11 protein-coding genes and 1 pseudogene are annotated in these 12164 nt (G+C 61.0%); 5 read left to right on the top strand and 7 right to left on the bottom strand.

The window, feature by feature from the left end; genetic code table 11:
• Window positions 1-3 precede the first annotated feature (3 nt).
• Both cobS and AC3CCE_RS08720 read right to left on the bottom strand, forming a co-directional pair.
• Window positions 4-990, bottom strand: a complete 987-nt coding sequence (gene cobS / locus AC3CCE_RS08715) for a cobaltochelatase subunit CobS (RefSeq protein WP_023670677.1) — start codon at window positions 988-990, stop codon at window positions 4-6.
• Between the two features lie 123 nt (window positions 991-1113).
• Window positions 1114-1743 (bottom strand): J domain-containing protein, encoded by a 630-nt coding sequence (locus AC3CCE_RS08720; RefSeq protein WP_032887126.1) that lies wholly within the window; start codon window positions 1741-1743, stop codon window positions 1114-1116.
• 168 nt (window positions 1744-1911) lie between these two features.
• Between AC3CCE_RS08720 and AC3CCE_RS08725 the strand changes: the two genes are divergently transcribed.
• Entirely contained in the window at window positions 1912-2214 is a 303-nt protein-coding gene (locus AC3CCE_RS08725) for a BolA family protein (protein ID WP_023694052.1), read from the top strand.
• A 12-nt stretch (window positions 2215-2226) separates the two neighbouring features.
• Here AC3CCE_RS08725 and AC3CCE_RS08730 read toward each other — a convergent pair.
• Window positions 2227-3779, bottom strand: a pseudogene (locus AC3CCE_RS08730) (acetolactate synthase large subunit).
• Complete coding sequence (locus AC3CCE_RS08735; RefSeq protein WP_352623540.1) at window positions 3736-4143, bottom strand: hypothetical protein; 408 nt, start codon at window positions 4141-4143, stop codon at window positions 3736-3738. Before AC3CCE_RS08735 ends, AC3CCE_RS08730 begins: the two are co-directional and overlap by 44 nt.
• 173 nt (window positions 4144-4316) lie before the next feature.
• Between AC3CCE_RS08735 and AC3CCE_RS08740 the strand changes: the two genes are divergently transcribed.
• From AC3CCE_RS08740 to AC3CCE_RS08750, 3 genes are read left to right on the top strand one after another with little or no spacing between them, the layout of a single operon-like run.
• A complete protein-coding gene (locus tag AC3CCE_RS08740) occupies window positions 4317-6266 on the top strand; it encodes a PrkA family serine protein kinase (RefSeq protein ID WP_023686732.1) in 1950 nt (649 codons plus the stop codon).
• 17 nt (window positions 6267-6283) lie between these two features.
• Complete coding sequence (locus tag AC3CCE_RS08745; protein ID WP_352511833.1) at window positions 6284-7591, top strand: YeaH/YhbH family protein; 1308 nt, start codon at window positions 6284-6286, stop codon at window positions 7589-7591.
• Between the two features lie 7 nt (window positions 7592-7598).
• Window positions 7599-9149, top strand: a complete 1551-nt coding sequence (locus tag AC3CCE_RS08750) for a SpoVR family protein (RefSeq protein WP_023670670.1) — start codon at window positions 7599-7601, stop codon at window positions 9147-9149.
• A 41-nt stretch (window positions 9150-9190) separates the two neighbouring features.
• On the opposite strand, the gene AC3CCE_RS08755 is transcribed toward AC3CCE_RS08750, so the two are convergent.
• From AC3CCE_RS08755 to AC3CCE_RS08765, 3 genes are read right to left on the bottom strand one after another with little or no spacing between them, the layout of a single operon-like run.
• Window positions 9191-10087: an HlyC/CorC family transporter gene (locus AC3CCE_RS08755; RefSeq protein WP_352511834.1), complete on the bottom strand. Its 897-nt coding sequence runs from the start codon at window positions 10085-10087 to the stop codon at window positions 9191-9193.
• The gene (gene aroB, locus AC3CCE_RS08760; RefSeq protein ID WP_352511836.1) at window positions 10084-11217 is read right to left on the bottom strand and encodes a 3-dehydroquinate synthase; all 1134 of its coding nucleotides are present in this window, start codon (window positions 11215-11217) and stop codon (window positions 10084-10086) included. Before aroB ends, AC3CCE_RS08755 begins: the two co-directional genes overlap by 4 nt.
• Complete coding sequence (locus AC3CCE_RS08765; RefSeq protein ID WP_023670667.1) at window positions 11214-11825, bottom strand: shikimate kinase; 612 nt, start codon at window positions 11823-11825, stop codon at window positions 11214-11216. Before AC3CCE_RS08765 ends, aroB begins: the two co-directional genes overlap by 4 nt.
• A gap of 171 nt (window positions 11826-11996) precedes the next feature.
• Between AC3CCE_RS08765 and AC3CCE_RS08770 the strand changes: the two genes are divergently transcribed.
• On the top strand, window positions 11997-12149 hold the full coding sequence (locus tag AC3CCE_RS08770; RefSeq protein ID WP_023670666.1) for a hypothetical protein: 153 nt from the start codon (window positions 11997-11999) through the stop codon (window positions 12147-12149).
• Window positions 12150-12164 lie beyond the last annotated feature (15 nt).

The raw sequence follows: 12164 nt of genomic DNA on the forward strand, positions 1-12164 counted from the left end.
AGCTTACCCCAGCACCACGTTGGCGGCGCTCTCGGGCAAATCCTCGCCGAAGGCGCGCTGGTAGAACTCGGCCACCACCGAACGCTCCAGCTCGTCGCACTTGTTGAGGAAGGTCAGCCGGAACGCCATGCCGATATTGCCGAAGATCTCGGCATTTTCGGCCCAGGTGATGACGGTACGCGGGCTCATCACGGTCGACAGATCGCCATTGATGAAGGCCGAGCGCGTCATGTCGGCGACGCGCACCATCTTGTTGACGATGTCCTTGCCCTTGCCGTCGCGATAGTGCTTGGCCTTGGCCAGCACGATGTTCACCTCATTGTCGTGCGGCAGGTAGTTCAGCGTGGTGACGATCGACCAGCGATCCATCTGCGCCTGGTTGATCTGCTGCGTGCCGTGATAGAGGCCGGTGGTGTCGCCGAGGCCGACCGTGTTGGCGGTCGAAAACAGCCGGAACGCCGGATGCGGGCGGATGACCCGGCTCTGGTCGAGCAGCGTCAGGCGGCCCGACGATTCCAGCACGCGCTGGATGACGAACATCACGTCCGGACGGCCGGCATCGTACTCGTCAAAGCAGAGCGCGACATTGTGCTGGTAGGCCCAGGGCAGGATGCCGTCGCGGAATTCGGTGATCTGCAGGCCATCCTTGACGACGATGGCGTCCTTGCCGACGAGGTCGATACGGCTGACATGGCTGTCGAGGTTGACGCGCACGCAGGGCCAGTTAAGGCGGGCGGCGACCTGTTCGATGTGCGTCGATTTGCCGGTGCCGTGATAGCCAGACACCATGACGCGGCGGTTGTAGGCAAAGCCGGCAAGGATCGCCAGCGTCGTCGCCTTGTCGAACAGATAATCCGGATCGATGTCCGGCACATGTTCCGAGGTTACCGAATAGGCCGGCACCACCATCTTGGACTCGAAGCCGAATTTGTCTTTCACCGACACCGTCGTGTCGGGCAAATTGGCGATGTCGCGATCGACCTTGTTCATCTCTATCCAAGTCTCCACGGGCGAAATGCCTGATTTCGCCGGCAATCGATTTTGTCCGGGGGCGGTCTTAGAGCCTTTTCCACCCTTATGAAAGTTGGAAAACGACACGAACCGTTAGGTTGCTCAGCACAAACCCGCCTGCTTGAGCACGCGATAGGCCTGCAGCACATCGCGGAACCGGTCTTCCGAACCTCTATCGCCGCCATTCGCATCCGGATGGTGGCGCTTCACAAGTTCCTTATAGCGCGCCTTGATGTCCTTGCCAGTCGCCTTTGTATCAAGGCCAAGCGTTTCCAGTGCCTTGGCCTCAAGCGGCTTGGCCTTGCGTTCGCGCGCCTCGCGCGGGTCCTTCGGCCCTTTGAACAGATCGAAGGGATCGCGCATGCGGTTGTAATAGCCGGCGCGACCGGAACGCTGCTGGGCGAAATCGGGCGAGGAGCGCGTCGAGGCGCCGGCGACGCCCATCTTCCATGTCGGCCGGTGGCCGGTCATCGCTTCCTTCTGGAAGCGGGCGATCTCGGTGTCCGGCACGCCGGAGAAGTAGTTGAAACCCTTGTTGTATTCGCGCACATGATCGAAGCAGAACTGAAAATACTCGCCTTCCTTCATGCGTCCGACCGGCGCCCGGTGAGTACCGGCCTCCTTGCAGCCGTCCCACTGGCAGATCGGCGAGTGCGACTTCAGCTCCGCATCCTTGTCGGGACGGACCCGAATTTTCTCGAAATATTTGGGGTACGGTTTCATCTCACCCATTTATGGGCTGTTCGCACGTGCGAAACAAGAATTGACATTTTCGCGATCATCGCCCTAACCGCTGAATCGCGGCATAAAGCAGGGCGAATGGCGATTTTTGAGGCGGCCCGGCGGGATCGATCCCGATTTCCCGATCACGCCTTGCAGATATGGTGAAGGGAGATGGCGATGTCCATACAGGCGACGATGGAAGACAAGCTGAACAAGGCGTTTTCGCCGGAGCGGCTGGCGATCGTCAATGAAAGCCATCTCCATGCCGGTCATCACCACCACGGCTCCGACCATCACGGTGCCTATGACGGCACTGGCGAGACGCATTTTCGCGTCCGCATCGTCTCATCCGTCTTTGCCGGCATGAGCCGCATCGACCGCCACCGCGCCGTCAACGAATTGCTAGCAGCGGAGTTGCAAGGCGGCGTCCATGCGCTGGCAATCGAACCGGCTGCACCCGGCGAAAAGACCCGCTGGTAAGTCTCTTCCGCCTCAGATCACCGCTTCGATGAGAAACGGTCCCGGACGCGACAGCGCACTGTCGAGCAGCGCGTCGAACCGTTCGCACGTGTCGGCGCGGGCCGCCTCGACGCCCATGCCTTTGGCCAGCGCAACCCAGTCCAGCGCAGGATGGTCGAGATCGAGCATGCGCTTGGCGTTCTCGCCGATTTCATTGACCCCGACATTCTTCATTTCGCCATGCAGGATGGCGTAGGTCCGGTTGGAAAAGATGATGGTCAGCACGTCAAGCTTTTCCCTGGCCTGGGTCCACAGTCCCTGCACCGTGTACATACCGCTGCCGTCGGCTTCGAGATTGATCACCTTGCGGTCCGGGCAGGCGATCGCCGCGCCGGTAGCCATGGGAATGCCGCCGCCGATCGATCCGCCCGTACCCATCATGTAGTCGTGCGGCGCCGCAAAGGCGGATAGCGTGAAGAACCGTCTCGCCGAGGTGACCGCTTCGTGCAGACGATGGCATTGGCCGGAAGTTTGCGCGCCACCGACAGCGCGATGGCATCGCCCGTCAGGCTGCCGCTCAGCGTCGGTTCGTCTGGAAAGGCGGTTGCGGCGGCGAATTGCTGCGTCGGCTTGATGCCGAGCTCGTCGGCCAGCGCCTCCAGCGCCGCTTTCAGATCCTGGCCATGCGCCGCCAGCGAAAGCACCTTGCAATCGTCCCGAACCAGCCGCCCGGGCTTGCCGGGATAAGCGAAGAAGGCAACCGGCTCCTTGGCGCCGACCAGCACCAGCAAATCGATATCCCGGAGCGTGGCCGTCGCCGCATCTACCGGATAGGGAATGCGGGTCGGGGCGAACCGCCCGCGGCCGCGCTGCATGCGGGCGATCAGAACCTCACTGAACAGCCTGACATCGCTTCCCGATGAGATTCTGCCTGCGATTTCAAGTCCATCGGCGCGCGCCGCCTGCCCACGCACCATCATGCCGACACGGCCCGGCGCGGCGCGGATTGCTTCGGCGATCGTGCGCACAACAGCCATGTCGACGGCGGGCGGCGGCTCCAGCTCCACCTTGCCAGGTGAAATCGCAGCAACTTCGCCCCAGGCGGCATCCGCAGGCAGGATCAAGGTCGTGACGCCAGGCGGCGTGAGTGAGGCGCGGAAAGCCGCCTCTGCGGCCGGCACAATATCGGCCGGCCCCTTGACGCGGCCAACCCAGTTCGACATCGGCGACGCCAGGCCTTCTATGTCGCTGGTCAGCGGGGCATCGAGCGGCAGATGGTAAGAAGCATGGTCGCCGACAATGTTGATCATCGGGCTGCGCGCACGCCTTGCGTTGTGCATCTTGGCCAAACCGTTGGCGAGACCCGGTCCGGTATGCAGCAACGTTGCTGCCGGGCGGTCGGTCATGCGCGCATAGCCGTCGGCGGCGCCGGTCACCACGCCCTCGAACAGGCCGAGCACGCAACGCATCTGAGGTTTGCGGTCCAGTGCGGCAACGAAATGCATTTCGGATGTGCCAGGATTGGCGAAGCAGACCGTGACGTCATTGGCCAGGAGCACGTCGCACAGCAGATCGGCGCCATTCATGATTTTCTTTCCCAATCGACAATTCAGGAACAATTGCACCTGTAGGCGCCGGGTCGGCAATGTCCCGCCGGGGCTTTTGGTCTGATCCAGGACGCCTCGCGGGGATCCGGCGATCAACCGATGGTCCATTCAGGAAGGCCAGCATCGCGGCGGTCAACGCGTCGCCGTCCTCGCCGAAGTCGTGATTGATCGACATATGCGTGTAGGCGTTGCCGTCGAACAGCGTCACTTCAGTGCCGATGGCGCGCAGGCGTTTGGCAAAGCCTTCGATTGGTCGTCGCGGCCTTCGGCGCGCGAATAGGCGATGAAGGTCGGCGGATGCTTGTGTCCATCGAGATAGCTGGCCGGCGACAACGCCGCCCATCAGCGCCGCAGCACCGGGCAACCCGCCATTCCAGCCACTCCGAATGTTTCCTCCCAAGCCTTCTACCCGGATTGCAGCCACTCTCCTTCATGTGAAGGGAACCAACAATGCTTTCCGACAGTTGAAGGTGATGAGGCGATTGGAATCCAGATCGGCTCCGAGGGCAGAACATCATGCGTGCAACCCAATCCGACGTCTTCGATCTTTTTTCGGAAATTTATGCCAATGCGGCGGACGAAGAGGTCAGCATCCAACAGTATCTTCTTGCCTGTCGGGAAGACAAATCGATGTACGCTTCGGCGCCCGAAAGGATGGTCGACGCAATCGGCGAACCAAAACTGGTTGACACCAGCAAAGACGAGCGCCTCGGCCGCATTTTCGCGAATCGGACCCTCAAGATCTACCCTCATTTTTCTGACTTCTATGGAATGGAGGATACGATCGAGCGCATAGCTGGATATTTCCGCTATGCCTCGCAGGGGCTCGAAGAACGCAAGCAGATCCTCTATCTCCTCGGCCCGGTCGGCGGCGGCAAATCCTCTCTGGCCGAGCGCCTGAAGAAACTGATGGAGCAGCGCCCGATCTACACGCTGAAGGTCGGCAACCAGATCAGCCCGGTTTTCGAGTCGCCGCTTGGGCTGTTCCATCCCGATCACATGGGTGATCTGCTAGAGGATAAATACGGCATAGCCCGGCGCCGGCTGAACGGATTGATTTCGCCATGGGCGGCCAAGCGCCTCGACGAATTGTCTGGCGACATTTCCAAATTCAGCGTCGTCAAGCTGATGCCTTCGCGGCTGCGCCAGATCGGCATTGCCAAGACCGAACCTGGCGATGAGAACAATCAGGATGTCTCGGCCCTGGTCGGCAAGGTCGACATCAGGCAATTGGAAAATTTTAGCCAGTCCGACCCCGATGCCTATTCCTATAGCGGTGGCCTGAACCGAACCACGCAAGGTCTGCTTGAATTCGTCGAGATGTTCAAGGCACCCATCAAGGTTCTGCATCCGCTGCTGACCGCGACACAGGAAGGCAGCTACAACGGCACTGAAAATTTCGGCGCCTTTCCCTACCAGGGGATCATCGTCGCCCATTCCAACGAGTCGGAATGGCAACAGTTCAAGAGCAACAAGAACAACGAGGCGTTTCTCGATCGCATCCTGGTGGTCAAGGTACCCTATTGCCTGCGGATCACCGAAGAGAGGCAGATCTATGAGAAATTGCTGCGTGAGAGCGAGTTGGCCGCCAGCCCCTGTGCCCCTGAAGTTTTGGACATCCTCAGCCGCTTTGCAGTTTCGACGCGCTTGGCCGAGCACGACAACTCGCCGCTCTACACCAAGATGCGCGCCTATGACGGCGAAAATCTGAAGGAAGTCGATCCCAGGGCAAAGTCGGTCCAAGAATATCGCGACGCCGCCGGCGTCGATGAAGGCATGACGGGCGTCAGCACGCGCTTTGCCTTTAAGATCCTTTCGCAGACATTCAACTTCGATAATGAGGAGGTGGCCGCCGATCCTGTGCATCTGATGTACATTCTGGAGGAGGCGATCAAGCGGGAGCAGTTCCCGAAGGAAACGGAAGCGGCCTATCTTGAATTCATCAAGTCGGAGCTTGCGGCGCGCTACGCCGAGTTCATCGGCCACGAAATCCAGAAGGCCTATCTGGAGTCCTATAGCGAATACGGCCAGAACCTCTTCGACCGCTACATCGCCTATGCGGATGCCTGGATTGAGGACCAGGACTACAAGGACCCCGACACCGGCCAGATCCTCAACCGGGAGATCCTGGACAACGAACTTTCGCAGGTCGAGAAACCGGCAGGCATCGCCAATCCCAAGGACTTCCGTAACGAGGTGGTGAAGTTCACTCTGCGCGCTCGCGCAAGAAACCACGGCCGCAACCCGTCATGGACCAGCTATGAAAAACTGCGCGAGGTCATCGAGAAGCGGATGTTCGGACAGGTCGAGGACCTCTTGCCGGTGATCAGCTTCGGCTCCAAGCAAGACAGCGTTACGGAAAAGCGCCACAACGAATTCGTGCAGCGCATGATCGAGCGTGGCTACACAGAACGGCAGGTACGCCGGCTGGTGGACTGGTACATGCGGGTGAACAAGGCGGGTTGACAGAGCCGGATGGTTCCATGCCGATCTTCATCGACCGTCGCCTGAACCCCAAGGACAAGAGCCTTGGCAATCGACAGCGCTTCCTCAGGCGTGCTCGCGAGGAGTTGAAGCGGAGCATTCGCGATCAAATCCGCACTGGCAGGATCGCCGACGTGGATACCGAGCACGCCGTGCCCATGCCTGAAAGGAAAACGGCCGAGCCGAGCTTCAACGATGACAGGGCCAGCGGACGGCGCCGACACATCCTTCCGGGCAACAGGCATTTTTCCCCTGGAGACCTGCTCCCGAAGCCGCATGGGGGCGGCGCGGCGTCGTCGCCAGGAAACACGGCGTCGGAAGACGATTTTCGTTTCGTGCTGTCACGCGAGGAGGTGCTCGAACTCTTTTTTGAGGATCTCGAACTGCCCGACCTGGTTAAGCTCAATCTCAAGGAAATCCTTGCCTTCAAGCCGCGCCGGGCCGGCTTCGCGGCAACCGGTTCCCCGACCAACATCAATGCCGGCCGCACCATGCGCAACAGCCTAGGCCGGCGCATTGCGCTGAGGCGCCCCACGCAGCAGGAACTGGAGGCGATCCTCCGGGAAATCGTCACGCTTGAGTCGGCCCCGGCCGGCGCGGCGGTGCGCCAGCGCATCGCGGAATTACGCGACGAGCTTGACCGGCTGGAGCGACGGCGCAGGCGAATTGCCTTTGTCGATCCGGTCGATATCCGATTCAACCGCTTCGACGCCCGGCCGGTGCCGAATGCCAATGCCGTCATGTTCTGCCTTATGGACGTGTCCGGATCGATGGGCCAACGCGAAAAGGACTTGGCCAAACGCTTCTTCGTGCTGCTGCACCTGTTCTTGAAACGGCGCTACGAACGCACGGAGATCGTCTTCATCCGCCATACCCATGAGGCGCACGAAGTGGATGAGGACACGTTCTTCTACAACACGCAGAGCGGCGGTACGATCGTCTCCACCGCGCTCGACGAAATGCACCGCATTATCGACCAGCGCTATCCTGCCAGCGAGTGGAACATTTACGCCGCGCAGGCCTCTGACGGGGACAATTTCACCACCGATTCCGAGCGATGCATAGAGCTCATGAACGGCAAGCTCATGCGCCTGTGCCAGTATTTCGCCTATGTCGAGATCATCGACGAACGCGAGAGCCACATATTCGGTGCTACCGAAAACGGGACGTCGCTTTGGCGCGCCTACAGTACGATCGAGCTGAAATGGCCCAACTTCCAGATGAGCCGCATCGCTGCTCCCGCGGATATTTACCCGGTCTTCCACCGGCTCTTCGCCAGGCAGCCGGCGGCCATCAAGAGCGCTTGAGAGAGAGATGGTCAGGCGAGCCAACGAAACGAATTTGTTGTTTTCCGGTTCTGACTGGAATTTCGAGAAATTATCGCGGGCTTTTGAAGAGATCGAGGCGATCGCGGTCGACGAGTTGCATCTCGATACTTACCCGGTCCAGATGGAGATAATCTCCTCCCAGCAGATGCTCGACGCCTACTCATCTATCGGCATGCCACTGATGTATCGGCATTGGTCGTTCGGCAAACATTTCCTTCACCAGGAGCTTCTTTACCGTAAGGGTGGTCGGGGGCTGGCCTATGAACTGGTCATCAACTCCAATCCCTGCATCGTCTACCTCATGGAGGAAAACACCATGGCGTTGCAGGCCCTTGTGACGGCCCACGCGGCGCTTGGCCACAATCATTTCTTCAAGAACAATCATCTGTTTCAGCAATGGACCGACGCCGGGGCAATCCTGGGTTATCTGGACTTCGCCAAGGGCTACATCGCCCGGTGCGAGGAGCGGCACGGCCTTGCAGCAGTGGAGGCCATTCTCGATTCCGCCCATGCGCTGATGGAACAAGGGGTGTTCCGCTACCACCGGCCGCCAAAGCTCTCGTCGGAGCGACAGCGCGAAGGGCTTCGCGAGCGCCTCGAATACGAAGAGCGCTCCTACAACGATCTGTGGCGCACGCTGCCGCCGTCGCAGAACAAAAACAAGTCCGGCAATGAGGATCAAGGGATGGCGGAGCGCAAGAGATCGCTCAACCTGCCCGAGGAAAACCTCCTGTATTTCCTCGAGAAGAACAGCCTGATCCTGGAACCCTGGCAGCGCGAGATCATCAGGATCGTCCGCGTCATCGCGCAATATTTCTACCCGCAGCGACAGACTCAAGTGATGAATGAAGGGTGCGCCACCTTCGTGCATTATACGCTCATGAACATGCTATTCGATCGTGGCCGGATCGGCGAAGGTGCCATGCTCGAAATCCTGCGCAACCATTCGAACGTGATCTTCCAGCCGGCCTTTGACGATCCCCGGTTTTCAGGCATCAATCCCTATGCCCTCGGCCTCGACATGATGCAGGACATACAGCGCATTTCGACCGAGCCGACGGCGGAGGACCGCGACTGGTTCCCGGACATTGCAGGACATGGCAACTGGCGCGAGGTCCTGCTTGAGGCCTGGGCCAACCACCGCGACGAATCCTTTATCCGCCAGTACCTCAGCCCGAGCTTGATCCGAAAATGGCGGTTCTTCGTGCTTGGCGATGGAGCCGACAAACCGCATTTCGAAGTCGCGTCGATCCACAACGAACGTGGCTATCACAAGATACGCGCCCAGCTAGCCCACAGTTACGACCTTGGAGCGAATCGGCCGGACATCCAGGTGATTGATGTCGACCTGCTCGGCGACCGGCAGTTGCGGCTGCAACACAGGGTAAAGGATGGTGTTGTGCTCGAAGGGGCCAGCCGTGACGCGACGCTGCGCCATGTCCGCAGCCTCTGGGGCTACGAGGTCAGCCTGGTCGCAGTTGACGCTCAAACCGGTGCGACCATCCACGAACGGTCTACGAGCCAGATCGCGGCATAAGCTCGGCAAAGAGCGTCATGTGGCGGGCCTGCTCGGTACCTTTAAGATTCGCCCGCCGGCCTGATCCTGATTCTGGCGATCCGGTTTTTGTCGCGCTTCATCACCACGAAGCGCTTGCCGTGGAAGGTGAAAGCCTGCTTTTCCTCGGGGATCGACTGCGTCTCGTGGATGACCAGGCCGGCAATGGTGGTCGCTTCCTCGTCAGGCAGGTTCCAGTCGAGCGCCCGGTTGAGATCGCGGATCGGCACGGTGCCGTCGACGACCACGGAACCGTCCGCCTCCTGCTTGACGCCCTGAATGTCGGCATCGTGCTCGTCGGCGATCTCGCCAACGATCTCCTCGATAATGTCCTCCAGCGTCACCAGCCCTTCGACCTCGCCATATTCGTCGACGACGATAGCGAAATGCGCCTTGGCACGCAGGAAGGCGTTGAGCTGTTCCTGCAGCGTGGTGGTGTCGGGCACGAACCAAGGCTTCGACGCGATCTTCATCACGTCGATCCGGGAAAAGTCGTTGCCGACCTCGTTCAGCGCTCGCAGCAGGTCCTTGGCGTGCAGCACGCCGACAATGTTGTCGAGAGAGCCTTTCCACAACGGCATGCGGGTGTGCGGGCTCTGCAGGATCTCGCGCACCACGGCTTCCGGCCCATTGTCGGCATTGACCGAGCGCATATTGGTGCGGTGGACCATGATGTCGGAGACTTCGAGCTCGGCGAGATCGAACAGCCCGCCGACACGGTCGCGGTCCTCACGCACCATCTGGCCGTCGCGGCGGAAATCGTCGACCGCGCCGCGCAACTCGTCCTGGGTCGAGCGCTGCGGCTCGATGCGCGACAACTCATAGCCGAACATGGCAAGCAGGCGCGTGCGCACGGCCAGGACAAGCAGGATGAGGATGGCAAGGACGGCGACGACGGTCCAGCCGGGCTCGTTGATCATCGCGGCCGGCTTTCCTGGCCCGGGTGGTTTTCGCTGAGGAACGAAAGCACTTCCGACGCCGGTACATCCTTGGCAATAAAAGCCTGGCCAACGCCGCGCGTCAGGATGAAGGTCAGCGCGCCGCGCGACACTTTCTTGTCCTGGGTGATGAAGCCAAGAAGCGCCTCGGCATCGGGCAACTCACCAGGGATGTCGGCCATCCGCCAGGGTAGACCGACGGCGCGAAGATGCGCCTCGACCCGCGCCGCGTCGTCCGGGCTGGCCAGATTGAGCCTTGCGGAAAAGCGGTGCGCCAGCGCCATGCCGATGGCGACGCCTTCGCCATGGACGAGGCGGGCGCCGTCATACTGTGTGGCGCCTTCCAGCGCATGGCCGAATGTGTGGCCAAGATTGAGCAGTGCGCGGTCGCCGGTTTCGAACTCGTCGCGGGCGACGACATCGGCCTTGGCGCGGCACGCCTCGGCAATGGCCTCGGTCCGCTCCGGTCCGCCAGCGAACACCTTTTCCCAGTTCGCTTCCAGCCAGGCGAAAAACGCCGGTCGGTCGATCAACCCGTATTTGGCAAGCTCGGCATAGCCGGCGCGAAATTCGCGGATCGGCAGCGTGTCGAGCACTTCGGTGTCGGCCAGCACCAGTTTCGGCTGGTGGAAGACACCGACCAGATTCTTGCCGCGCGGACTGTTGATGCCGGTTTTCCCGCCGACCGAGGAATCGACCTGCGCCAGCAGCGAGGTTGGAATCTGGACGAAATTCATGCCGCGGCGCACGATGCCGGCGGCAAAGCCGGTGAGGTCGCCGATGACGCCACCGCCGAGCGCAATGACGACATCGCCGCGCTCCAGCTTGGCGGCGAGCACGCCGTCGACCACCTCTTCGAGATGGGCAAAGCTCTTGGTCTTTTCGCCGGCCGGCAAAGTGATGACGGCAGGCTGGATGCCGCCTGTTTCCAGACCGGCCTTCAGCGCGTCGAGATGTGCCGCCGCGACATTGTCGTCGGTGACCACCGCCGCTCTCGTGCCGGGCAGGCGGCGCGAAATCTCGGCGCCGGCGCGCGCCAAAAGGCCGGGACCGATCAGGATGTCATAGGCACGCTCGCCAAGGCCGACCTCGACAGTGACCGGTTCGCTCACAGCCGCACCTCGCCCGGCGCAGTCGGAGCCGGAATGCCGAAATGCCCGCACAGCGCGTCGACAACCTCGGTCGCAATGACCTCCTTGCGGTCGTCGCGTGTCGGCACCGTGATGTTGGACGTGGCATAGACCGGGTAGCGCTCGCCCATCAGCCGCTCGAGCACGGCGCGCGGATCGGCGCTTTTGAGCAACGGCCGGTTCTGCTTCTTGGACACGCGTTCCATCAACAGGTCGATCTCGGCCTTCAGCCACACCGACACGCCATGCCCGGCGATCGCTTCCCGCGTCTGCGCATTCATGAACGCGCCGCCGCCGGTCGACAGCACCTGCGGCCCACTCTCCAGCACGCGCAGGATGACGCGCTGCTCCAATGCCCGGAATTCGGTCTCGCCATAACGTTCGAACAGTTCCGGCACCGTCATGCGCGACACGGTTTCGATCTCCTGGTCGCTGTCGACGAAGGGCAGCGACAGCATCGTCGCCACCTTGCGGCCGATCGCCGTCTTGCCGGCGCCCATCAGGCCGACAAAGACGATCGAGCGGCTGCCCAGCCTGTCGAGCAGCGCGGCATGGCTATCGCCGGGAGGATTTGCTGGTAACGCGTTCATGAGACCATGCTGTTTCTAAGCCGTCTTTGCCGGCGTATCGACATCAAAAGCCCGTTTGCGTCAAGCATAGCGCCTTTCGCACGCAGAGCCCTTCGTCCTTGAATTGACGGAATTAGCGTCCCATAAGGACACGGGCTTGGAATCGCAGAGCAAGAAGACGGGCGAAGATTGATGCCGACACTGTTCCGCTTTGTCGTGACGATGATGATTCTTGCCGGCATTGCCTATGGTACGATGGTGGCGCTGGCGATGTTCGTCGAGCCGAAAAAAGCCGAAATCACCGTGCGCATCCCACCGGAAAAGCTGAACCCCAAGAAAAACTGACCCAAACTGACCCCT

It is taken from the genome of Mesorhizobium sp. P160187 (genome assembly GCF_057766425.1).